The 22,239-nt window shown below is 59.9% G+C and carries 19 protein-coding genes; 10 read left to right on the forward strand and 9 right to left on the reverse strand.

Going from position 1 to position 22,239, the window contains the following annotated elements:
* Positions 1 to 39 precede the first annotated feature (39 nt).
* Entirely contained in the window at positions 40 to 2,127 is a 2,088-nt protein-coding gene (locus ACZRKZ_RS04345; RefSeq protein ID WP_463980793.1) for an LTA synthase family protein, read from the forward strand.
* A 70-nt stretch (positions 2,128 to 2,197) separates the two neighbouring features.
* Here the strand turns inward: ACZRKZ_RS04345 and ACZRKZ_RS04350 are convergent, their stop codons facing one another.
* Entirely contained in the window at positions 2,198 to 2,350 is a 153-nt protein-coding gene (locus tag ACZRKZ_RS04350) for a DUF3309 family protein (RefSeq protein ID WP_003216767.1), read from the reverse strand.
* A 330-nt stretch (positions 2,351 to 2,680) separates the two neighbouring features.
* Between ACZRKZ_RS04350 and ACZRKZ_RS04355 the strand changes: the two genes are divergently transcribed.
* Entirely contained in the window at positions 2,681 to 3,496 is an 816-nt protein-coding gene (locus ACZRKZ_RS04355) for an SDR family oxidoreductase (protein WP_133098944.1), read from the forward strand.
* A 114-nt stretch (positions 3,497 to 3,610) separates the two neighbouring features.
* On the opposite strand, the gene ACZRKZ_RS04360 is transcribed toward ACZRKZ_RS04355, so the two are convergent.
* From ACZRKZ_RS04360 to mnmC, 7 genes are all read right to left on the reverse strand, one after another.
* Positions 3,611 to 3,838 carry a YheU family protein gene (locus tag ACZRKZ_RS04360; protein WP_463980794.1) on the reverse strand — a complete coding sequence of 76 codons (228 nt, stop codon included), beginning with the start codon at positions 3,836 to 3,838 and terminating at the stop codon, positions 3,611 to 3,613.
* Between the two features lie 59 nt (positions 3,839 to 3,897).
* Complete coding sequence (locus tag ACZRKZ_RS04365) at positions 3,898 to 5,082, reverse strand: osmoprotectant NAGGN system M42 family peptidase (protein ID WP_149411559.1); 1,185 nt, start codon at positions 5,080 to 5,082, stop codon at positions 3,898 to 3,900.
* Between the two features lie 25 nt (positions 5,083 to 5,107).
* The gene (ngg, locus tag ACZRKZ_RS04370) at positions 5,108 to 6,853 is read right to left on the reverse strand and encodes an N-acetylglutaminylglutamine synthetase (protein ID WP_463980795.1); all 1,746 of its coding nucleotides are present in this window, start codon (positions 6,851 to 6,853) and stop codon (positions 5,108 to 5,110) included.
* Positions 6,854 to 6,856: 3 nt separating this feature from the next.
* Positions 6,857 to 8,629 carry an N-acetylglutaminylglutamine amidotransferase gene (locus ACZRKZ_RS04375; RefSeq protein ID WP_463980796.1) on the reverse strand — a complete coding sequence of 591 codons (1,773 nt, stop codon included), beginning with the start codon at positions 8,627 to 8,629 and terminating at the stop codon, positions 6,857 to 6,859.
* Between the two features lie 35 nt (positions 8,630 to 8,664).
* A complete protein-coding gene (locus ACZRKZ_RS04380; RefSeq protein WP_463980797.1) occupies positions 8,665 to 9,186 on the reverse strand; it encodes a tyrosine-type recombinase/integrase in 522 nt (173 codons plus the stop codon).
* A 106-nt stretch (positions 9,187 to 9,292) separates the two neighbouring features.
* Positions 9,293 to 9,919: a CatB-related O-acetyltransferase gene (locus ACZRKZ_RS04385; RefSeq protein ID WP_463980798.1), complete on the reverse strand. Its 627-nt coding sequence runs from the start codon at positions 9,917 to 9,919 to the stop codon at positions 9,293 to 9,295.
* Between the two features lie 162 nt (positions 9,920 to 10,081).
* On the reverse strand, positions 10,082 to 12,079 hold the full coding sequence (gene mnmC / locus ACZRKZ_RS04390) for a bifunctional tRNA (5-methylaminomethyl-2-thiouridine)(34)-methyltransferase MnmC2/FAD-dependent 5-carboxymethylaminomethyl-2-thiouridine(34) oxidoreductase MnmC1 (protein WP_463980799.1): 1,998 nt from the start codon (positions 12,077 to 12,079) through the stop codon (positions 10,082 to 10,084).
* A gap of 139 nt (positions 12,080 to 12,218) precedes the next feature.
* Between mnmC and pap the strand changes: the two genes are divergently transcribed.
* From pap to ACZRKZ_RS04405, 3 genes are all read left to right on the forward strand, one after another.
* Positions 12,219 to 13,784, forward strand: coding sequence for a polyphosphate:AMP phosphotransferase (gene pap, locus ACZRKZ_RS04395; protein WP_463980800.1), 1,566 nt, complete (start codon positions 12,219 to 12,221; stop codon positions 13,782 to 13,784).
* A 104-nt stretch (positions 13,785 to 13,888) separates the two neighbouring features.
* Entirely contained in the window at positions 13,889 to 15,073 is a 1,185-nt protein-coding gene (locus ACZRKZ_RS04400) for a thiolase family protein (protein WP_463980801.1), read from the forward strand.
* A gap of 160 nt (positions 15,074 to 15,233) precedes the next feature.
* Positions 15,234 to 16,187: a DMT family transporter gene (locus tag ACZRKZ_RS04405; protein WP_350612982.1), complete on the forward strand. Its 954-nt coding sequence runs from the start codon at positions 15,234 to 15,236 to the stop codon at positions 16,185 to 16,187.
* 100 nt (positions 16,188 to 16,287) lie between these two features.
* On the opposite strand, the gene ACZRKZ_RS04410 is transcribed toward ACZRKZ_RS04405, so the two are convergent.
* On the reverse strand, positions 16,288 to 17,664 hold the full coding sequence (locus ACZRKZ_RS04410) for a class II fumarate hydratase (protein WP_463980802.1): 1,377 nt from the start codon (positions 17,662 to 17,664) through the stop codon (positions 16,288 to 16,290).
* Between the two features lie 192 nt (positions 17,665 to 17,856).
* Here ACZRKZ_RS04410 and ACZRKZ_RS04415 point away from each other — a divergent pair, with 192 nt between their 5' ends.
* The 5 genes from ACZRKZ_RS04415 to ACZRKZ_RS04435 all read left to right on the forward strand — a co-directional run bounded on the left by ACZRKZ_RS04415 (position 17,857) and on the right by ACZRKZ_RS04435 (position 22,198).
* On the forward strand, positions 17,857 to 18,375 hold the full coding sequence (locus ACZRKZ_RS04415; RefSeq protein WP_133098935.1) for a DUF2059 domain-containing protein: 519 nt from the start codon (positions 17,857 to 17,859) through the stop codon (positions 18,373 to 18,375).
* 12 nt (positions 18,376 to 18,387) lie between these two features.
* Positions 18,388 to 18,681, forward strand: a complete 294-nt coding sequence (locus ACZRKZ_RS04420) for a BolA family protein (RefSeq protein WP_463969780.1) — start codon at positions 18,388 to 18,390, stop codon at positions 18,679 to 18,681.
* A 123-nt stretch (positions 18,682 to 18,804) separates the two neighbouring features.
* Positions 18,805 to 19,746 (forward strand): oxygen-dependent tRNA uridine(34) hydroxylase TrhO, encoded by a 942-nt coding sequence (gene trhO, locus ACZRKZ_RS04425; RefSeq protein ID WP_463980803.1) that lies wholly within the window; start codon positions 18,805 to 18,807, stop codon positions 19,744 to 19,746.
* 3 nt (positions 19,747 to 19,749) lie between these two features.
* A complete protein-coding gene (locus tag ACZRKZ_RS04430; protein ID WP_463980804.1) occupies positions 19,750 to 20,385 on the forward strand; it encodes a DsbA family protein in 636 nt (211 codons plus the stop codon).
* Positions 20,378 to 22,198, forward strand: a complete 1,821-nt coding sequence (locus tag ACZRKZ_RS04435) for an ABC transporter ATP-binding protein (RefSeq protein ID WP_463969783.1) — start codon at positions 20,378 to 20,380, stop codon at positions 22,196 to 22,198. Before ACZRKZ_RS04430 ends, ACZRKZ_RS04435 begins: the two co-directional genes overlap by 8 nt.
* Positions 22,199 to 22,239: the final 41 nt, after the last annotated feature.

The raw sequence follows: 22,239 nt of genomic DNA on the forward strand, positions 1-22,239 counted from the left end.
TATTTCGCAACTTAAACTTCCAATGGGTCCTGAAACGACATGGCAAACCCGGACGCCCTGAGTCAGCAGCGAGCTTCTAATCGCTTGCTGCAACCGACCGTCAAATCCCATCTGGCTTACACGCTGCTTTGCGCTCTGGTCATGATGGTGATGTTCTCCCTGCTGCGCCTGGCGCTGCTGGTGTACAACCGCGAGATGATCCTCGACACGCCAGCCTCGACCTTCCTCGAAGCATTCGCCAACGGCCTGCGCCTGGACCTGCGCCTGGTGGTATACCTGAGTATCCCGCTGATTCTGGCGCTGTTCAGTGTGCGGGCCATGGCCGCTCGCGGCTTCTTCCGGTTCTGGCTGACCGTCGCTTCCAGCATCGCCCTGTTCCTGGGCCTGATGGAGATGGACTTCTACCGCGAGTTTCACCAGCGCCTCAACGGCCTGGTGTTCCAGTACGTGAAAGAAGACCCGAAAACCGTGATGAGCATGCTCTGGTACGGTTTCCCGGTGGTGCGTTACCTGCTGGCCTTGGCCTTGGGTACGCTGATCCTGAACATCGCCTTCAAGGGCGCCGATCGCGCCACCCGGCCTCGTGGCCCGTTCAGCGGTGGCACGGTCGGCACCCGCCAAGTGGCACCGTGGTACACCCGCATTGGCGTGTTCGTGGTCTGCCTGCTGATTGCCGTGGTTGCCGCCCGTGGCACGCTGCGCCAGGGCCCGCCGCTACGTTGGGGGGATGTCTACACCACCGATTCGAACTTCGCCAACCAGTTGGGCCTCAACGGCACCTTGTCGCTGATTGCCGCGGCCAAGGCGCGATTCTCCGAGCATCGCACCAACGTTTGGAAGGCCACTCTGGAACAACCCCAGGCCACGCAGACTGTGCGGGACATGCTGGTGATGCCAGACGAGAAACTGGTAGACGCCGACACCGCCGCAGTGCGCCGTGACTTCACGCCACCGGCCGAGAAAACCCTGCCAATCAAGAACGTCGTCGTGATCCTGATGGAAAGCTTCGCCGGTCACTCGGTGGGCGCCCTCGGTCGTCCGGGCAATGTCACGCCGTACTTCGACAAGCTGTCCAAGGAAGGCCTGCTGTTCGACCGCTTCTTCTCCAACGGCACCCATACCCACCAGGGCATGTTCGCCACCATGGCCTGTTTCCCGAACCTGCCAGGCTTTGAATACCTGATGCAGACTCCGGAAGGCAGCCATAAGCTGTCCGGCCTGCCGCAATTGCTCAGCGTCCGCGATTTCGAAGACGTGTATGTCTACAACGGCGACTTCGCCTGGGACAACCAGTCGGGCTTCTTCAGCAACCAGGGCATGACCAACTTTATCGGCCGCAATGACTATGTCGATCCGGTATTTTCCGATCCGACCTGGGGCGTGTCTGACCAGGACATGTTCAACCGTGGCCTGGAAGAGTTGAAGGCCCGCGAAGGCGGCAAGCCGTTCTATGCGTTGCTGCAAACGCTGTCCAACCACACGCCGTACGCCTTGCCGACGCCATTGCCGGTCGACAAGGTCACCGACCGTGGCAGCCTCAACGACCATTTGACGGCCATGCGCTACTCCGACTGGGCCCTGGGCCAGTTCTTTGAAAAGGCCCGCAAGGAGCCGTACTTCAAGGAAACCTTGTTCGTCATCGTCGGCGACCATGGCTTCGGCAATGAGCAGCAGATCACCGAAATGGACTTGGGTCGCTTCAACGTGCCGATGCTGATGATCGCGCCGGGCATGCAGGAAAAGTTCGGCGAGCTTGACCACACCGTGGGTACGCAGATCGACATCGTGCCAACTATCATGGGCCGCCTGGGCGGTGAAACCCGTCACCAGTGCTGGGGCCGTGACTTGCTCAACTTGCCGGAAGGCGACAAGGGCTTTGGCGTGATCAAGCCTTCGGGCAGCGACCAGACCGTGGCCTTGCTCACCGCTGACCGCGTGCTGGTCCTGCCCAAGGAAATGCCGCCCAAACTGTGGCAGTACGAACTGGGCGCCAACCCCACCGGCAAAGTGATTCCTGAGTCGCCTGATGAGGCACAACTCAAGCAGAAACTTGAGGCGTTCCTGCAGACCGCTACCAAGAGTCTGCTGGATAACACGGCAGGTGTAGTAGACGGTATGCCGGACTAAACAACGGCGAATAAAAAAGGGGCCTTTTTCAAGGCCTCTTTTTTTACATTTTTTTCAGTGTGTAGCCGCTTTATATCTTGCCGAGCAACAACAGAATCAGCAGCACTACCAATACGGTGCCGAGAATACCCGACGGCCCATAACCCCAGTTGCGGGAGTGTGGAAACACTGGCAGACCGCCGACCAGCAGGAGGATCAGAATAATGATAAGAATGAGGCTCATATTTTGTTTTCCTTATTAGTCTTCTGAAAAGACCTGGTTGTTAAGTCATAGGCCCGACACTTTAATTCGGCCGCCTTAATAATTCCGACCGCTGCGCTCAGCAGAAAATTCCCTATTTTTTTAAAGCTTTTTGGTGCGTGGCTTATTTCTTTTAATGTTGTAGTGGTGGCGTTTGCCAAGTTTAAAAAGATTGAACTTTTATGATTTTCAGGCCTTCGACCCACCCCGCGGTTTGCCCGTGGCATTCAGCAGTCTGATGGTGCGTGGGTGCACTAAAGACCTTCGCTACACTGCGGCTCACTTCTTCTGTGAACCACAAGGCTACTTCCTATGCAAAATCGCATGATGATCACTGGCGCCGGGTCTGGCCTGGGACGCGAAATCGCGCTGCGTTGGGCCCGCGAGGGTTGGCAACTGGCCTTGTCGGATGTCAGCGAGCCGGGCCTGCAAGAAACCCTGAAGCAGGTACGTGAGGCCGGTGGTGATGGTTTTATCCAGCGCTGCGATGTGCGCGACTACAGCCAACTGACGGCTTTCGCACAGGCTTGTGAAGAGAAGCTGGGCGGCATCGATGTGATCGTCAACAACGCCGGTGTGGCCTCTGGCGGTTTCTTCAGCGAACTGTCCCTGGAAGACTGGGACTGGCAGATCGCAATCAACCTGATGGGCGTGGTCAAGGGCTGCAAGGCGTTCCTGCCGCTGCTGGAAAAGAGCAAGGGCCGCATCATCAACATCGCTTCCATGGCAGCGCTGATGCAAGGCCCAGCCATGAGCAACTACAACGTGGCCAAGGCTGGTGTGGTGGCGTTGTCGGAGAGCCTGCTGGTGGAACTCAAGCAACAGGAAGTTGGCGTACACGTGGTATGCCCGTCGTTCTTCCAGACCAACCTGCTGGACTCCTTCCGTGGGCCGACCCCGGCGATGAAAGCCCAGGTGGGCAAACTGCTGGAAAGCTCGCCTATCAGCGCCGCCGAGATTGCTGACTACATCTATCAGCGGGTGGCCGAGGGTGAATTCATGATCCTGCCTCATGAGCAGGGGCGGATGGCCTGGGCATTGAAGCAGAAGAACCCGCAGTTGCTCTATAACGAGATGACGGTGATGGCGGACAAGATGCGAGCGAAGGCCCAGTCGGCTAAGGGATGATAGTGCAGGTCAAGCCATTATCCTGTGGCGAGCGGGCTTGCCCGCTCGCCACAAAAGCTCGCTCGTGTGCGATGTCAAAAAAATCGTCATTTGTCTGTTACCGGAGTCCAATCCCTAGTCAAACAAATGCTTGGGCACATCGTACTTGAGCATCAACTGGCATTGCTCACTCTCGGGGTCGAAGATGATCAGTGCCTGGCCTTTGGTCAGCGCTTGGCGTACCCGCAATACACGGGTTTCCAGGGGCGTGTCATCGCCATTGTCGGTGCCGTCGCGGGTGACGAAGTCTTCGATGAGGCGTGTCAGGGTGTCGACTTCAAGTTGGTCGTAGGGGATCAGCATACAAGCCTCGGTTCAGGAATCCCGGCGATGCTACTGCGCCGGGATCATTGTTGCCAGTATCAGGACTTTTGACCGACCAAACTATCCACCGACGGCACTCGGGTGTCGCTCTCCATCTGTGTCTCGTGTTCCAGTTGATGGCTGAAGCGGTCCAGGGACCCTTGGGCCGGTTGCGCGTCGCTGGCAAATACCGGCGGGCTGAGGATGTAGGCGCCCAGCAGGCGACTCAACGCCGCCAGGCTGTCGATATGGGTGCGCTCATAACCATGAGTGGCGTCGCAGCCGAATGCCAACAGGGCGGTGCGGATATCGTGGCCGGCAGTCACCGCCGAATGGGCATCGCTGAAGTAGTAGCGGAACAGGTCGCGACGCACCGGCAGTTCGTTGTCCGACGCCAGGCGCAGCAAATGCCGGGACAGGTGATAGTCATACGGCCCGCCGGAATCCTGCATGGCCACGCTCACCGCATGTTCGCTGGAGTGTTGCCCTGGCGCGACCGGGGCGATGTCGATACCGACGAATTCGCTGACATCCCAAGGTAATGCCGCCGCCGCACCACTGCCGGTTTCCTCGGTGATGGTGAACAATGGATGGCAGTCGATCAGCAACGGTTCGCCGCTGTCGACAATGGCCTTGAGGGCGGCCAGCAGTGCTGCGACACCAGCCTTGTCGTCCAGGTGGCGGGCGCTGATGTGACCGCTCTCGGTAAATTCCGGCAATGGATCGAAGGCGACGAAATCGCCGATGCTGACCCCCAGCGAGTCGCAATCGGCCCGGGTGGCGCAGTAGGCGTCCAGGCGCAATTCGATGTGGTCCCAACTGATGGGCATTTCATCCACGGCGGTGTTGAACGCATGCCCGGAAGCCATTAGCGGCAACACGCTGCCGCGTATCACACCGTTGTCGGTAAACAGGCTGACGCGGCTGCCTTCGGCAAAGCGGCTGGACCAGCAGCCTACTGGTGCCAGCGTCAGGCGGCCATTGTCCTTGATCGCCCGCACGGCGGCGCCGATGGTGTCCAGGTGCGCGGACACGGCGCGGTCGGGGCTGTTTTTCTGGCCCTTGAGGGTGGCGCGAATGGTCCCGCGGCGGGTCATTTCAAAGGGAATGCCCAGCTCCTCAAGACGCTCGGCGACGTAGCGCACGATGGTGTCGGTAAACCCAGTAGGGCTGGGAATGGCGAGCATTTCCAACAGCACTTTTTGCAGGTAGTTGAGATCCGGTTCGGGGATGGTTCGGGTCATAAAGACTCCTTGGGTTCGGATCAGCTCAGCTTGAAGGCTGACTATGGGGGAACAACAAATCCACAAACTTCTCAGCCGTCGGCTGCGGCTCATGATTTGCCAGGCCCGCGCGTTCGTTAGCTTCGATAAATACGTATTCCGGCTGGTCAGCCGCCAGCACCATCAGATCGAGCCCGACCACGGGAATGTCCAGGGCTCGTGCAGCGCGCACGGCGGCATCCACCAGGGTGGGGTGCAAAATGGCGGTCACATCTTCCAGGCAACCGCCGGTGTGCAGGTTGGCGGTACGGCGCACCGCCAGGTGTTGGCCGGGCGGGAGGATGCTGCTGTAGTCGTAGCCTGCGGCTTGAAGGGTGCGTTGGGTTTCGTCATCCACCGGGATTTTGCTTTCGCCGTCGGTGGCGGCCTGGCGTCGCCGGCTCTGGGCTTCGATCAAGGCGCCGATGGTGTGTTGGCCGTCGCCGATCACTTCTGCCGGGCGGCGAATCGCGGCAGCCACCACGTCAAAACCGATCACTACAATGCGCAGGTCCAGGCCTTCGTGGAAGCTTTCCAGCAACACCCGACCATCGAACTGGCGCGCCGCTTCAATGGCTTTCTGCACCTCTTCGATAGTCTGCAAATCCACCGCCACGCCTTGGCCCTGTTCGCCATCCAGCGGCTTGACCACGATGCGCCGGTGTTCGTCGAGAAACTCCAGATTCTCGTCGACACTCCCCGCCAACTGTTGCGCCGGCAGGTTAAGCCCCGCGGCCTTGAGCACCTTATGGGCCAGGCTCTTGTCCTGGCACAGGGTCATGCTGACGGCGCTGGTCAGGTCGCTCAAAGACTCCCGGCAGCGCACCCGGCGCCCGCCATGGCTCAGGGTGAACAGGCCCGCATCGGCATCGTCTACTTGCACATCAATTCCGCGCCGATGGGCCTCCTCGACGATGATCCGCGCATAGGGATTGAACCCCGCTTGTGGCCCCGGCCCGAGGAACAGCGGCTGATTGATGCCGTTCTTGCGTTTGATGGCGAAGGTGGTCAGCACCCGAAAGCCGAGCTTGGCGTAGAGGCTTTTCGCTTGACGGTTATCGTGTAATACCGACAGGTCAAGGTAACTCAGCCCACGGCTCATAAAGTGTTCGATGAGATGGCGCACCAGCACTTCGCCGACCCCGGGCCGGGTACATTGCGGGTCCACCGCCAGGCACCAGAGGCTGCAGCCGTTTTCCGGATCGTGAAAGGCTTTCTGGTGATTGAGACCCATGACGCTGCCGATCACTGCGCCGCTGTCCTCATCCTCGGCCAGCCAGTACACCGGCCCGCCTTGATGGCGTGGGGTTAGCAACGCCGGGGCCACCGGCAACATGCCTCGGCCCTGGTACAGCTGATTGACCGCCTGCCAATCCGTCTCGCTCTGCACGCGGCGAATGCGAAAACCGCGAAATACCCTGGTCGCCGGGCGGTAGTCGCTAAACCAAAGGCGCAGGGTGTCGGAGGGATCAAGAAACAACTGCTGGGGATCAATCCCCAGAATTTGCTGGGGCGCCGCCACATACAGGGCGATATCCCGTTCCCCAGGCTGCTCGTTGAGCAACTCCAGGGCCAGGCTCGCCGGGTCGGGAAAGGTGTGGCCGATCAACAGCCGGCCCCAGCCGCAGTGCACGGCGACAGGCTCGGGGCCCAGTTCGCTGCCATCTTCGGCGAAGCGGGCTTGCAGGCGCTCATAAGAGGGCGCCTGGCCCCGCAGCAAGCGTTGGCTGTAAGCCGTGGCATGAGGTTTCATGAATCAGATTCCTTGTTCGCTGAGCCACAGGTTCAGTGCCGCCAGTTGCCACAGCTTGGAGCCGCGCAACGGGGTCAATTGGCCTTGGGGGTCGGTGAGCAAGCGGTCAAGCATTGCGGGGTTGAACAGGCCGCGATCCTGGCTCGGGTCCAGCAGCAGATCGCGCACCCAGTTCAAGGTATCGCCCTGCAAGTGCTTGAGGCCGGGCACCGGAAAGTAGCCTTTCTTGCGGTCGATGACTTCACTGGGAATCACCCGTCGCGCGGCTTCCTTGAGCACTTGCTTGCCGCCGTCCGGCAGTTTGAATTTACCCGGCACGCGGGCCGACAATTCCACCAGGCGATAGTCGAGAAACGGCGTGCGCGCCTCCAGACCCCAGGCCATGGTCATGTTGTCCACGCGCTTGACCGGGTCGTCCACCAGCATCACCGTGCTGTCCAGGCGTAGGGCTTTATCCACAGCCGCGTCGGCGCCGGGCTGGGCGAAATGTTCGCGCACGAAGTCGCCAGCGGCGTCATTGGCCGTCAGCCATTTCGGCGTGACGGTGGCAGCGTAGTCATCGTAGCTACGGTCGAAAAACGCATCGCGATAGGCGCCATACGGGTCGCTGGCGCCATCCACCTGCGGGTACCAGTGGTAACCGGCGAATAGTTCATCGGCGCCTTGGCCGCTCTGTACCACCTTGCAATGCTTGGCCACTTCTCGAGACAGGAGGTAGAAGGCGATGCAGTCATGGCTGACCATCGGCTCGCTCATGGCGCGGAAGGCTGCCGGCAATTGCTCGATGATCTCGCTTTCGGCGATGCGCAATTGGTGGTGACGGGTGCCGTAATGCTTGGCGATCAAGTCCGAATACTGGAACTCGTCGCCACGCTCGCCACCGGCGTCTTCGAAGCCGATGGAGAAGGTCGACAAGTCCTGCACACCGACTTCTCGCAACAGGCCTACCAGCATGCTGGAATCGACACCGCCCGAGAGCAGCACACCGACATCCACTGCCGCCCGTTGACGAATGGCCACGGCTTCGCGGGTGCTGTCGAGGACACGGTCTGTCCAGTCTTCCAGAGTGAGGTTGGCTTCGTCGGCGTGGGGGCCGTAGGGCAGGGTCCACCAGGTTTTCTGTTCGGTCTTGCCATCTGCGTCGATGCGCATCCAACTGGCCGGCGGCAACTTTTCAATGCCCGCCAACAGGGTGCGCGGTGCAGGCACCACTGCGTGGAAGTTCAGGTAGTGGTTGAGCGCAACCGGATCAAGGATCGGGTTGATATCGCCACCCTTGAGCAACGCGGGCAAGGCCGAGGCGAAACGCAGGCGCTGGCCGGTGCGCGACAGGTACAGCGGCTTCACCCCGAGGCGATCACGGGCGATGAACAGGCGCTGGGCATCACGTTCCCAGATGGCGAAGGCGAACATGCCATTGAGCTTGGGCAGCAGCGCTTCACCCCAGGCGTGATAGCCCTTGAGCAACACTTCCGTGTCGCCCGCGGAATAGAACGCATAGCCCAGTGCTTCGAGTTCGGCGCGCAGCTCCGGGAAGTTATAGATTGCACCGTTGAACGCCAGGGACAGGCCCAATTGGGCGTCGACCATCGGTTGGGCGGAGCCGTCCGACAGGTCCATGATTTTCAGGCGTCTATGGCCCAGGGCAATGGGCCCTTGGGCATGGAAGCCCCACGCGTCAGGTCCGCGAGGGGCCAAGTGATGGGTGATCCGTTCCACCGCTGCCAGGTCGGCAGGTCGGTGATCGAAACGTAATTCTCCAGCTAATCCGCACATTGTGCTAAAGCCCTTGTGATTACTGGGCCTTGGCGCTACTGCTGCAATTCCAGTACCTTTTTCGTACCATTTTGCAGCATATCCAGCTTCTCAAGCTCAGCCCAATCGCTTGGCGAACTGATCCACTTGGCATAGGTAGATAACAAGACTTGGACGCTATGCCCAAGCTGCGCAGCAATGAAAGCCGGGTTCATTCCTGACATCAGGCACATCGTTGCATAGGTGTACCGTGTGTCGTACATCCTGCGATGCCTCATTCCAAGCTTTCGCAGTGCTATCAACCAGTAGCGCTTCGGGCCTGTCTCGGAGCGGACGTACAGCTCTGACCTTTCGCCCGTTCCTTCCGGCGCGAAAACATAATCAGAGCGCGCCGCCGTAAGCAGTCTGGCTTTTTCGAGTGCCTGCAAGGCCCGTTCGTTCAATAAAACTTCGCGCGAGGTCTTGGTCCTTTCCTTTATCTCCCCGTACAGCCTGATACGGCAAACCCTTGCGCTTCGCTTGCGCGTGTCAACCGCGCTCCAGCGCAAGGCCAAGGACAGGCAGGAGCGACTACTCATCAAGGGCCTGGCAGAAAAACTGCCCACGAGCTCGGATACATTAGCGCAAACATACTTTACCGCTCATCGTTCCGTGGTTGCAGGAGGTGGGCTGACCATACATTGGCTAGGCGATATTGGTGCGTTGCTTAAGGTAGTCTACAAAGGAATTGATATCTGAGTTACAGAGCAAGTGCGCTACTGCTCGAACCTCTGATTCCGGCCAATCCCACCAGGCGGATTGTTCAAGGATCAGGCGAGTAGACTCATCAAAACGCCAGCGGATATGCTTAGCCGGATTGCCGCCAACGATGTCATAAGGCGCAACGTCTTTGGTAACCACTGAACCGGCGGCTATGACCGCACCATTTCCAATTGTGACGCCTGACAGAATTATCGAGTGAGAGCTTATCCAGCAATCATTGCCAATGCTCACATCACCTTTACTGCCACCAAAATCAGTAATGTGGGCGACATTCTCAATTTTGGCCGGGAACGGATAGCAACTGAGCCAATCTGTACGATGGTGTCCGCCCAAATATACTTCAACATTTCCAGCGATGGAGGTGTAAGCGCCTACGCGCAAGGTCGTACCCTCATGCCAGTCGTGAACCTTCAAGTCTCCGTAGGTGCCTATCCCAAAACTGTAATTAGGGTAGCGGTTCCGCAATTTTTGCGTAGCACGCTCAAGGGGAGATAGCGCACGTAATGCTTTGCGTTCTTGATGTTCGCGCCATTTACGCAATAGCTTCATGTATTGAGCCTTTTGCATACCTTGAAATTAGGGCGCCATCCTGAGGAGTGAAGGCATTCTGTGCAAGACTAAAATGCCATAAGCGATTTACTGGCAGCGGGGTGGGGCGGCCTGCCCGGACCGAATCCCGTTATCTGGAATTCGTGAGCGGTACGCGACAGATTACTTTTGCGCTTTTGCGACATTGCTGCGAATCAGCGCCCGTATGGCGAATCGATTCGGATGACAGGCCTCGGCCACGTTTCTGGGCAAGGGCAGCGGTTCATTGTCCAGCCACGCCGCCAGCAGTTCGCCGGACAACGGCGCGGTGATCAGGCCCCGTGAGCCATGGCCGCTGTTGACGTACAGGCCGTCCAGCCATGGGCAGGCAACGTCTGGTGTGTGGCGGGCATCCTTGCGCAGGGCGTCATAGGCTTGGGCAAACGCCGGCTGGTCGGCCAGTGGCCCGACGATGGGCAAATAGTCCGGGCTGGTGCAGCGAAAGGCGGCGCGCCCTTCGAGGGTTTCGGGGGCGAGGGTGTCGGCCTGCAGGCGCTGCGCCAGATCCGGGGAAATCTCCCGCAGCAGCGCCAGGTTGCCGGCGTGCTCGGCGGCGCTGGGCGTCAGGTCATCGCTCTTGAAGTCGAAACTGGCCCCCAGGGTGTGCTCACCCAGGCGCGGCGGTGCGACATAACCTTCGGCACACACCACGGTCGCCAGTTGTTGACTCGCTACCGTCTGTGGCAGCCGGGTGATTTGCCCGCGAATGCGCTTGAGGGGCAACTCGGCGCTGGCGGCAAAGCGCTTGACCTCGGCGGCACCCGCTAACACCACCACCGGCGCGCTGGCCAGTAACTGCTCACCGTCCCAGGCCTGCCACTGGCCGTCGACCTTGCGTAGCTCAAGCACCTCGTGATGGATCAGAACATCGATGCCCTGTTGCCCTGCCTGCCATTGGCAGAGCGCTGGAGGGTGAACCCAACCGCCTTCGGGGAAAAACATCCCACCGTGTTCCAGGGCAATACCGGCACGAGCCTGGGCCTGGTCTCTGTCCAGCAGATGCAGCAAGTCGGCCGTAAAGGCCTCGGCCAGTTGCGCCTGACGCTCGGCCTCCTTGGCATTGAAGGCCAGTTGCAGCACGCCACAGCCGTCCCAGTCCACGCCGCGTTGCAGGTGTTCCAGCAGGCGCCGGGTATGACCGAATCCACTGACAATCATTTGCGACAGCGCTGTGCCATGGGCGGACAGTTTGAGATAGAGCACCCCTTGCGGGTTGCCTGAGGCTTCCTGGGCCAGGCCGTCATGGCGCTCCAGCAGACTGACCTGCCAACCCCGTGCCGCGAGACTGGCAGCACTGGCGCAACCGGCCATGCCGCCGCCGATCACCAGGGCGCGTCGCTCGCCGTTGATCGCTGGCGGGCGGGCGAACCAGGGCTTGATCGCGGCAGGCGCAGGCGTCTCGACTGGCCAGCCGAGAAATTCACCCCGCAGGATTTCCCACTTATGGCCGATGCCCGGTGTGCGCTTCATCTTGAACCCGGCACCATTGAGCAGGCGCCGCACCCATCCGGTACTGGTGAAGGTGCTGATGGTCGAGCCCGGCGCCGCCAGCCGCGCCAGTTCGGCAAACAGCTCGGCGGTCCACATGTCCGGGTTTTTTGCCGGGGCAAAGCCGTCGAGAAACCAAGCGTCGATCTGTGCGTCCAGTTGCGGCAATTGCTCCAGGGCATCGCCGATCAGCAACGTCAGGGTCACGCGACCGTTATCCAGCACCAGGCGCTGGAAGCCTGGGTGAATGGCGATGTACTGCGCCAGCAACTGGTCGGCAAAAGGCTTGAGCTGCGGCCAAAGGGCCAGGGCACGCTGCAGGTCGGCGTGGCTGAGCGGGTACTTTTCCACGCTGACAAAATGCAGGCGGGCGCCTTGCACCGCGTGTTGTTCAAACAGCTGCCAGGCGCAGAGAAAGTTCAGCCCTGTGCCGAAACCGGTTTCGCCAATCACCAGCCTGCCGCTTACGGGCAAGGCGGCGAAGCGCTCTTGCAGGCGGTTCTGCTCGATGAATACATAGCGCGTTTCTTCCAGGCCCGATTGGTCGGAAAAGTACACATCATCGAAAACCCGCGAGCGCGGGCGTCCCTGGTCATCCCAGTCGAGCTGGGCATTGGGCAGTACTGGGTTCATGGGCAACTCGGCAAAGGCAAGGCGGCCATTCTAGCCGATCCCGCGCCAGGCAATTGATCCACGGCAAGTGCCATGGAATTGCCCACCCGCCGTGGTGCCCAATCCGCTAGTCTTGACCCATCTTGGAAGGGAGTCGCCCATGTTTGAATCTGCCGAAATTGGTCACGCCATCGACAAAGAGACTTACGACGCCGAAGTGCCGGCCCTGCGCGAAGCCTTGCTGGAAGCTCAGTACGAACTGCAACAGCAAGGTCGGTTCCCGGTGATCGTGCTGATCAACGGCATTGAAGGCGCTGGCAAGGGCGAAACGGTCAAGCTGCTCAATGAGTGGATGGACCCGCGACTGATTGAAGTGCGCACCTTCGACCAGCAGACCGACGAAGAGCTGGCCCGCCCACCGGCCTGGCGCTACTGGCGACAGTTGCCGGCCAAGGGGCGTATGGGGATTTTTTTCGGCAACTGGTACAGCCAGATGCTCCAGGGCCGGGTTCATGGGCAGATCAAGGACGCGCGGCTGGACCAGGCCATTGCCGGCGCCGAGCGCCTGGAGCAAATGCTCTGTGATGAAGGCGCACTGATCTTCAAGTTCTGGTTTCACCTGTCCAAGAAGCAAATGAAGGCCCGGCTCAAGGCCCTGCAGGATGACCCGTTGCACAGTTGGCGCATCAGCCCGCTGGACTGGCAGCAGTCCGAGACCTACGGCAAATTCGTGCATTTCGGTGAGCGGGTATTGCGTCGCACCAGCCGCGACTACGCACCTTGGCATGTGATCGAAGGTGTCGATGCGCATTATCGGGGGCTGACTGTCGGCAAGATTCTGCTGGAAGGTTTGCAAAACGCCCTGAAGGCACGCAAGACCAAGGCCAGCGGCATCCATCCTGCGCCGCTGCCGTCCTCTGTCGACCAGTTAAGCCTGGTGGGCAGCCTGGACATGACCCTGAGCCTGGAAAAGGACGACTACGAAGAGCAACTGATTACCGAGCAGGCGCGGCTTTCCGGATTGATGCGCGACAAACGCATGCGCAAGCACGCGTTGGTGACGGTATTCGAGGGTAACGATGCGGCGGGCAAGGGCGGGGCGATTCGTCGTGTCGCCGCCGCCCTTGATCCACGCCAGTACCACATCGTGCCGATTGCCGCGCCCACCGAGGACGAGCGCGCACAGCCTTACCTTTGGCGCTTCTGGCGGCAAATCCCGGCGCGGGGCATGTTCACCGTGTTCGACCGCTCCTGGTATGGCCGAGTGCTGGTGGAGCGGATCGAAGGGTTCTGCACACCGGCTGACTGGATGCGCGCTTATGCCGAGATCAACGACTTTGAAGAACAGTTGAGCGACGCGGGCGTCATCGTCGTCAAGTTCTGGCTGGCCATCGACAAACAGACCCAGCTGGAACGCTTTCAAGCTCGGGAAGAAATTCCCTTCAAACGCTTCAAAATTACTGAAGACGACTGGCGCAACCGCGACAAATGGGATGACTACCGGGCGGCAGTGGGCGATATGGTTGATCGCACCAGCACCGAGATTTCACCCTGGACGCTGGTGGAGGCCAATGACAAACGCTGGGCGCGGGTCAAGGTGCTGCGCACCATCAACCTGGCGCTGGAGGCGGCGTTCGAGCGGTCTGACAAGCACGACAAGAAGAAAGGCAAAAAGAAGTCGTCGGGCCGACGCTCGCCACAGGGTATGGGTTCACCATCAAAATAGTTGTCCGTACTCGTGACATACGCGGGGTGAATGATTGTCGCGGTTCGTGAGGGCTGGATCTATGCTCGGTCCATCTCTCAATAACCACAATAATGAGGTAGCCCATGCGTGAAGTAGTGATCGTCGACAGCGTGCGAACCGGCCTGGCCAAGTCCTTTCGCGGCAAGTTCAACCAGACTCGCCCCGATGACATGGCCGCCCATTGCGTCAATGCCCTGCTGACTCGCAACGGTATTGACCCGGCCAGCGTCGAGGATTGCATCGTCGGCGCCGGCTCCAACGAAGGTGCCCAGGGCTACAACATTGGCCGCAATGTGGCGGTGTTGTCTCGTCTGGGCACTGGCACCGCTGGCATGACCCTCAACCGTTTCTGTTCGTCGGGCTTGCAGGCCATTGCCATCGCCGCCAACCAGATTGCTTCTGGCTGCAGTGAGATCATCGTCGCCGGCGGTGTCGAGTCCATCAGCCTGACCATGAAAAGCGTGAACACCGACAACCTGATCAACCCGTTGCTCAAGGAACAGGTACCGGGCATCTACTTCCCCATGGGCCAGACCGCCGAGATCGTCGCCCGTCGCTATAACGTCAGCCGCGAAGAGCAGGACCTGTACGCCCTGCAAAGCCAGCAGCGTACGGCGCAGGCCCAGGCCGATGGTTTGTTCGACGATGAAATCGTGCCGATGACGGTCAAGTACAAGGTGGAAGAGAAGAATACCGGTGAGGTGCAAATCCTTGATGGCGTGGTGGACCGCGACGACTGTAATCGCCCGGATACCACCCTGGCCAGCCTGACCGGTTTGAAGCCAGTATTTGCCGAAGATGGATCGGTGACGGCGGGCAACTCGTCGCAGCTGTCTGACGGGGCCTCGATGACGTTGGTGATGAGCCTGGAAAAGGCACTGGAGCTGGGGCTTAAACCGAAGGCGTTTTTCCGTGGTTTTACCGTCGCCGGTTGCGAGCCGGATGAGATGGGCATTGGTCCGGTGTTCTCGGTGCCCAAGTTGCTCAAGGCGCGGGGCCTTTCGGTGGCAGATATCGACCTGTGGGAACTTAACGAGGCCTTTGCTTCGCAGTGCCTGTATGCGCGCAACCGGCTGGAGATTGATAACGCCAGGTACAACGTCAATGGCGGCTCGATTTCGATTGGTCACCCTTTTGGCATGACCGGGTCGCGGCAGATCGGGCACCTGGTGCGTGAGTTGCAACGGCGCAATCTTCGGTATGGGATCGTCACCATGTGCGTGGGCGGCGGGATGGGTGCGACGGGGTTGTTCGAAGCGGTGCGTTAATCGAACTTGAGGGCTGCGTAGCAGCGGTCGAGTAGAACGAGGCCGCGTTCGGCTGCGCAGCAGTCGTAAAAGCTGATGTCGCGGTGTGTCATAAATACCTAGCCCCGATCCGCACATCCCCTAGAATGCAGCCTTTATTTCTCTGGCATCCGGGGCACTTATGCACATCTCTTCCGGCCGCTGGGTCTACGGTTTATCCCTGGCCCTGTTGACCGCGCTGCTCTGGGGCATTCTGCCGATCAAGCTCAAACAAGTGTTGCAGGTGATGGACCCGATCACCGTGACCTGGTTTCGTCTGACGGTTTCCGGTGTTTGTCTGTTCGTTTATCTCGCCGCTGTCCGGCGTCTGCCCAGTTGGCGGTCCCTCGGCCCGCGCGGTGGCTGGCTGGTGGCAATGGCCGTGTGCGGGCTGGTCGGCAACTACGTGCTGTATCTGGTAGGGCTAAAAATGCTGAGCCCCGGCACCGCACAACTGGTGGTGCAGGTGGGGCCGATTTTTCTGATGATCGCCAGTGTCTTTATCTTCAAGGAGCGCTTTAGCCTGGGGCAGGGCATGGGCCTGCTGGTGCTGATCATCGGTTTTGCGTTGTTCTTCAATCAACGCCTGACGGAGCTGTTGACGTCCCTGGGAACCTACACCGCCGGGGTACTGACGATTCTCCTGGCAACCACGATCTGGACCTTCTATGCCTTGGGCCAGAAGCAATTGCTGACGGTATGGAATTCATTGCAGGTGATGATGGTGATCTACCTGTGTTGCGCCTTGCTAATCACACCGTGGGCGCAGCCCATGCAAGCGCTGCAACTGAGCCCGTTGCAAGGCTGGCTGCTGCTCGCGTGCTGTTTCAATACGCTGATTGCCTACGGTGCATTTGCCGAGGCCTTGGCCCATTGGGAAGCATCGCGGGTCAGCGCGACCCTGGCGATGACGCCTTTGGTGACCTTTGTCGCGGTGGCTTTGGCGGCGTGGTTATGGCCTGACTATGTGCATGCCGAGCAGATCAACGCCTTGGGTTATGGCGGAGCGTTGCTGGTGGTGCTGGGGTCGGCGACGGTAGCGTTGGCGCCTTCGTTGTTCGCCGGGCTCAAGGCCCGGCGAGCACGCTTGATGTAGGAGCGAGCTTGCTCGCGATGGTCGTTAACGATTACGCGGGAAACCTGACACCCAACAGCGCTCTCAGGCTTTCGCGAGCAAGAACTAGGTGTCCCCCTCTCTACAACATGTTTTCCGGGCGTACCCACCGATCAAACTCTTCATCGGTGAGATACCCCAGCGCCAGCGCCGCTTCGCGCAGCGTCAAGCCTTCGGTATAGGCCTTCTTGGCAATCTGCGCTGATTTGTCGTAGCCGATATGTGGGTTCAGCGCGGTGACCAGCATCAAGCCCCGTTCCAGGTGTTCGGCCATTTGCTCGGCATCGGGCTCAAGACCGGCGATGCAATGCTCCTGGAAGTTGCTGCAACCGTCGGCCAGCAAGCGGATCGACTCCAGCAGGTTGTGGATGATCACCGGTTTGTACACGTTCAACTGCAAATGACCTTGGCTTGCGGCAAAACCGATGGTCACGTCATTGCCCATCACCTGGCAGGCCAGCATCGACAAGGCTTCACACTGAGTCGGGTTGACCTTGCCGGGCATGATCGAACTGCCCGGCTCATTGGCCGGTAACTTGACTTCCGCCAACCCCGCACGTGGGCCGGAACCCAACAGGCGCAGGTCGTTGGCGATTTTCATCAGCGCCACCGCCAGGGTTTTCAGGGCGCCGGACAAGGTGGTCAGCGGCTCATGACCTGCCAGCGCGGCGAACTTGTTCGGCGCAGTGACAAACGGCAGGCCCGACAGCGCCGCCAACTCAGAGGCAATCGCTTCACCAAAACCGTGGGGCGAATTGAGCCCGGTGCCGACGGCCGTACCGCCCTGGGCCAGTTCGCAGACAGCAGGCAGGGCGCTGCGAATGGCCCGTTCGGCGTAATCGAGTTGCGCGACGAAGGCCGAGACTTCCTGGCCAAAAGTAATCGGTGTTGCGTCCATCATGTGGGTGCGACCGGTCTTCACCAGCTTCATATGGCGCTCCGACAATTCGGCCAACCCGCCGGACAACTCGCGGATCGCCGGCAACAGCCGCTGATGCACCGCCTGCACCGTGGCAATGCTCATGGCGGTGGGGAAGCAGTCGTTGGAACTCTGGGAACGGTTGACGTGATCGTTGGGGTGCACCGGGCTCTTGCCGCCACGGGGCTTGCCCGACAGCTCGTTGGCGCGGCCGGCGATCACCTCGTTGGCGTTCATGTTGCTCTGGGTGCCGCTGCCGGTCTGCCAGACCACTAGGGGGAACTGGTCGTCATGCTGGCCGTCGAGCACTTCGTCGGCGGCTTGTTCGATCAGCCGGGCGATGTTGGCGGGCAGGTCGCCATTGCGGTCGTTGACCCGTGCCGCGGCTTTCTTGATCAGGGCCAGGGCGTGCAATACGGCCAGTGGCATGCGCTGCTCACCAATGGCGAAATTGACCAGCGAGCGTTGGGTCTGCGCGCCCCAGTAAGCGTCATCCGGGACTTGCACTTCTCCCAGGCTGTCGGTTTCGATACGGCTCATCGGGCACACTCCTTCGGGTCGGTTTGCGCAGTTTAGGCCGTGATGGGGCTGAGGGGTTCCCTAAAAGACTTTTCATCGGATTCAAACCCGCAAAACCAGGCCCTGTAAGGCGTGGGGTTGAGCCGCGGCGTTTTTTAGGTGCAGAATGGTCGCCCCTGGGGTCTTACCTCGCCTGCTAGAAAAGGAAACTCGATGACTCGTCTTCGTGCCATCTGTACCGCGGTTGCCCTGGTATGTGCCAGCGGCCAGGTTTTTGCCGATACCGCCAGCCACAACGCCAGTGCCGAAGCTTTCCTTACTCTGGCCCATGCCGACAAGCTGGGTACCCCGGTGTACATGCAAGTGCAGCAAATGTTCGCCCAGCGTTTCGAACAGACCAAGGCTCCGGCCGCCAAGCAAACCGTCCTGGACACCTACCAGGCCAAGGCCAACACCGCCCTGGACCAGGCCATCGGCTGGAACAAGCTCAAGCCGGACATGATCAAGCTCTACACCAGCAACTTCAGCGAATCCGAACTCAAGGACCTGGTTGCCTTCTACAAGTCGCCACTGGGCAAGAAAGTCCTGGAAAAAATGCCACAGCTGACCCAGCAATCGGCCCAGTTGACCCAGGCCAAACTGGAAAGCGCGGTACCGGTGGTGAACAAGTTGTTGGAAGACATGACCAACGAACTGACGCCAAAAGCAGCAGCACCAGCCAAGAAGAAGTAAGCGGAGCCAGGAATGACCATGCAACAGCGTATCGAATCGGCACTCGTCGCCCTGAGCCCGCAACACCTGAGCGTGCTGGATGAAAGCCACATGCACAGCCGTGGGTTGCAGACTCACTTCAAGGCTGTGCTGGTCAGCCAGCAGTTCGACGGGCTCAACCGCGTCAAGCGCCACCAGAAGGTCTACGCCACCCTGGGAGACCTGATGAGCGAGTTTCATGCGTTGGCGCTGCATACCTATACGCCTGAAGAATGGGCGAAAATCGACGTAGCCCCGGCCTCGCCGACCTGCGCCGGCGGGCACTAACCGATGAGCCGGTGTTTCTGACACCGGGCATTTGCTAGAATCCGCAACGCGCCGCTTAGACGGCGCGTTTTTTTTTGCATCCGGTTCACCCTTTACGAGGGTAGCCACCTGGAGAGAACACCCATGACTCACCCAATCGTCGTGGCGGCACTGTATAAGTTCGTCACCCTCGAAGATTATGTCGCCCTGCGCGAGCCGCTGTTGCAGGCGATGGTCGACAACGGCGTCAAAGGCACTTTGCTGATCGCCGAAGAAGGCATCAACGGCACTGTTTCCGGCAGCCGTGAAGGCATCGACGGGCTGATGGCCTGGCTCAAGAACGACCCGCGCATGGACGACATCGACCACAAAGAGTCGTACTGCGACGATCAGCCGTTCTACCGCACCAAGGTCAAGCTCAAGAAAGAGATCGTGACCCTGGGCGTCGAAGGCGTCGACCCCAACAAAAAAGTCGGCACCTACGTCAACCCGCAAGACTGGAATGCCTTGATCAGCGACCCAGAAGTGTTGCTGATCGACACCCGTAACGACTACGAAGTGTCCATCGGCACCTTTGAAGGTGCGATCGATCCGAAGACCACCAGCTTTCGCGAGTTTCCCGACTACATCAAAGCCAACTTCGACCCGGCCAAACACAAGAAAGTCGCCATGTTCTGCACCGGCGGCATTCGTTGTGAAAAAGCGTCGAGCTATATGCTCAGCGAGGGCTTTGACGAGGTCTATCATCTCAAGGGCGGCATCCTCAAATACCTCGAAGAGGTGCCTCAGGAAGAAACCAAATGGCAGGGTGACTGCTTTGTTTTCGATAATCGGGTGACCGTGCGCCATGATTTGAGCGAAGGTGATTACGATCAATGTCACGCCTGCCGCACACCGGTTAGTGTAGAGGATCGCCTATCCGAGCATTACGTGGCCGGCATCAGTTGCCCCCATTGCTGGGATAAGCTCTCCGAGAAGACCCGTCGCAGTGCTATCGACCGACAAAAGCAGATTGAACTGGCCAAGGCCCGCAATATGCCGCACCCGATTGGCTACAACTACAAGCAATCATCCACCGAGACTTAAGTCATGTCCACGCGCCTGCTCTATGTAATGGATCCGATGTGCTCCTGGTGCTGGGGCTTTGCCCCGGTGGCCAAGGCGCTGGTTGAGCAGGCCCACGCCGCCGGCGTGGAGTTGCACCTGGTGGTGGGCGGTTTGCGGACCGGCAGTGGCGCGTCGCTGGAGCCAACCACTCGGCGCTACATCCTGGAGCATTGGCAGGCAGTAGCTAAAGCCACCGGCCAGCCGTTCATGCTGGACGGCGCCTTGCCCGACGGTTTTGTCTACGATACCGAGCCGGCCTGTCGCGCCGTGGTCACGGCCCGCAGCCTGGCGCCGGATTGCGCCTGGACCTTGCTCGGGCTGATCCAGCAGGCATTTTATGTCGAAGGCCGTGACGTCACCCGCGCCAAGGTGCTGGTGGAGCTGGCCGAGACCGCTGGTGTGCCGCGTATCGAATTTGCCGAAGCCTTTGATCGTGCCGAACAGCATGCTGCCACGGCTGCCGATTTTACCTGGGTCCTGGACCTGGGCATCTCCGGTTTTCCCACCTTGCTGGCCGAACGAAACGGCCAGTTGGCCTTGCTCACCAATGGCTACCAGCCGCTGTCCGATCTGTCGCCATTGCTCGGTCGCTGGCTGGAGCGCGCCGCCTGTGCATGATCAGCCCGACGGCACTGAGCAATCCAAACGAGTGGATCGGCTGACCTGGGCGCAAGTCCGTCGCTTGGCCCTGCATCACAAGAAATCCTTGTGGACCGCCAACGGCGTTGCCGTCTTGGCAACCCTGTGCAGCGTGCCGATTCCCTTGTTGTTGCCGCTGTTGGTGGACGAAGTCTTGCTGGGCCATGGCGACGCAGCGTTGAAGGTGATGAACCACGCGCTGCCATCGGGCTGGCAGCAAGCCGCCGGTTATATCGGCCTGATGCTGCTGGTGACACTGTTGCTGCGCTGCGGCGCCCTGGTGTTCAACGTAGTGCAGGCGCGTTTGTTTGCGCGGTTGGCCAAGGACATCGTTTATCGAATTCGCGTACGGCTGATCGAACGGCTCAAGCGCATTTCCCTCAGCGAGTACGAAAGCCTGGGCAGCGGCACCGTCACTACCCACCTGGTCACCGACCTTGATACGCTGGACAAGTTTGTCGGCGAGACCCTGAGCCGGTTCCTGGTGGCCATGCTGACCCTGGTGGGCACTTCCGGGATACTGATGTGGATGCATTGGAAGCTGGCGTTGTTGATCCTGTTGTTCAACCCGTTGGTGATCTACGCCACGGTGCAGTTGGGCAAGCGAGTCAAGTACCTGAAAAAGCTGGAAAACGACAGCACCTCGCGGTTTACCCAGGCCCTTACCGAAACCCTCGATGCCATTCAGGAAGTGCGCGCCGGTAACCGCCAGGGGTTTTTCCTCGGGCGCCTGGGCCAGCGTGCCCAGGAAGTGCGGGATTTTGCGGTCAACTCCCAGTGGAAAAGCGATGCGTCCAGCCGCGCCAGTGGGTTGCTGTTTCAGTTCGGCATCGACATCTTCCGTGCGGCAGCGATGCTCACCGTGCTGTTTTCCGACCTGTCCATCGGCCAGATGCTCGCGGTGTTCAGCTATCTGTGGTTCATGATTGGCCCGGTGGAACAACTGCTGAACCTGCAATACGCCTACTACGCGGCGGGCGGGGCACTGACGCGCATCAACGAACTGCTGGCCCGCGCCGACGAGCCGCAATATACCGGCGGCGATGACCCGTTTGTGGGGCGTGAAACCGTGGGCATCGAGGTGCGCGGCCTAAACTTCGGCTATGGCGAGGATTTGGTGCTGGATCAGCTGAATCTGGTGATCGCGCCGGGCGAGAAAGTGGCCATTGTCGGTGCCAGTGGCGGCGGTAAAAGTACCCTGGTGCAACTGTTACTGGGGCTCTATACGCCGCAGTCGGGCAGTATTCGTTTTGGTGGCTCGACCCAGCAGGAGATAGGCCTTGCGACCATTCGGGAGAATGTTGCCGTAGTGCTGCAGCACCCGGCGCTGTTTAATGACACCGTGCGTGCCAACCTGACCATGGGCCGTGAGCGCAGCGATCAAGCGTGCTGGCAGGCCCTTGAAATTGCCCAGTTGGATGCGACGGTCAAGGCATTGCCCCTGGGCCTGGACAGTGTGGTGGGGCGTTCCGGGGTGCGATTCTCTGGTGGCCAGCGTCAGCGGCTGGCCATTGCGCGGATGGTCCTGGCGGAACCGAAAGTGGTAATCCTTGACGAAGCCACGTCTGCCCTGGACGCGGCGACCGAGTACAACCTGCATCAGGCGCTGGCGCGGTTTCTCAGTGGCCGTACTACACTGATCATTGCTCACCGTTTGTCGGCGGTGAAACAGGCTGATAGGGTGCTGGTATTCGACGGCGGGCATATCGCCGAAGACGGCGACCACCAGCAACTGATTGCCGACGGTGGTCTTTACGCCAAACTTTATGGACACTTGCAGCAAGTGCGCTAACTAAATCGCTTCAGGGTATTCATTCGAATTCATCGAATTTA

The organism is Pseudomonas sp. c313 (assembly GCF_055407145.1).

What these genes read in the sequence shown, in the direction of transcription:
- ACZRKZ_RS04360 (WP_463980794.1), bottom strand. Translation starts at nt 3,838, where the DNA reads ATGCTGATCCCCTACGACCAACTTGAAGTCGACACCCTGACACGCCTC.
- mnmC (WP_463980799.1), bottom strand. Translation starts at nt 12,079, where the DNA reads ATGAACCCAGTACTGCCCAATGCCCAGCTCGACTGGGATGACCAGGGA.
- ACZRKZ_RS04405 (WP_350612982.1), top strand. Translation starts at nt 15,234, where the DNA reads ATGCACATCTCTTCCGGCCGCTGGGTCTACGGTTTATCCCTGGCCCTG.
- pap (WP_463980800.1), top strand. Translation starts at nt 12,219, where the DNA reads ATGTTTGAATCTGCCGAAATTGGTCACGCCATCGACAAAGAGACTTAC.
- ACZRKZ_RS04385 (WP_463980798.1), bottom strand. Translation starts at nt 9,919, where the DNA reads ATGAAGCTATTGCGTAAATGGCGCGAACATCAAGAACGCAAAGCATTA.
- ACZRKZ_RS04380 (WP_463980797.1), bottom strand. Translation starts at nt 9,186, where the DNA reads ATGAGTAGTCGCTCCTGCCTGTCCTTGGCCTTGCGCTGGAGCGCGGTT.
- ACZRKZ_RS04345 (WP_463980793.1), top strand. Translation starts at nt 40, where the DNA reads ATGGCAAACCCGGACGCCCTGAGTCAGCAGCGAGCTTCTAATCGCTTG.
- ACZRKZ_RS04415 (WP_133098935.1), top strand. Translation starts at nt 17,857, where the DNA reads ATGACTCGTCTTCGTGCCATCTGTACCGCGGTTGCCCTGGTATGTGCC.
- ACZRKZ_RS04410 (WP_463980802.1), bottom strand. Translation starts at nt 17,664, where the DNA reads ATGAGCCGTATCGAAACCGACAGCCTGGGAGAAGTGCAAGTCCCGGAT.
- ACZRKZ_RS04355 (WP_133098944.1), top strand. Translation starts at nt 2,681, where the DNA reads ATGCAAAATCGCATGATGATCACTGGCGCCGGGTCTGGCCTGGGACGC.
- ACZRKZ_RS04430 (WP_463980804.1), top strand. Translation starts at nt 19,750, where the DNA reads ATGTCCACGCGCCTGCTCTATGTAATGGATCCGATGTGCTCCTGGTGC.
- ACZRKZ_RS04375 (WP_463980796.1), bottom strand. Translation starts at nt 8,629, where the DNA reads ATGTGCGGATTAGCTGGAGAATTACGTTTCGATCACCGACCTGCCGAC.
- ACZRKZ_RS04365 (WP_149411559.1), bottom strand. Translation starts at nt 5,082, where the DNA reads ATGACCCGAACCATCCCCGAACCGGATCTCAACTACCTGCAAAAAGTG.
- trhO (WP_463980803.1), top strand. Translation starts at nt 18,805, where the DNA reads ATGACTCACCCAATCGTCGTGGCGGCACTGTATAAGTTCGTCACCCTC.
- ACZRKZ_RS04350 (WP_003216767.1), bottom strand. Translation starts at nt 2,350, where the DNA reads ATGAGCCTCATTCTTATCATTATTCTGATCCTCCTGCTGGTCGGCGGT.
- ACZRKZ_RS04420 (WP_463969780.1), top strand. Translation starts at nt 18,388, where the DNA reads ATGACCATGCAACAGCGTATCGAATCGGCACTCGTCGCCCTGAGCCCG.
- ACZRKZ_RS04400 (WP_463980801.1), top strand. Translation starts at nt 13,889, where the DNA reads ATGCGTGAAGTAGTGATCGTCGACAGCGTGCGAACCGGCCTGGCCAAG.
- ngg (WP_463980795.1), bottom strand. Translation starts at nt 6,853, where the DNA reads ATGAAACCTCATGCCACGGCTTACAGCCAACGCTTGCTGCGGGGCCAG.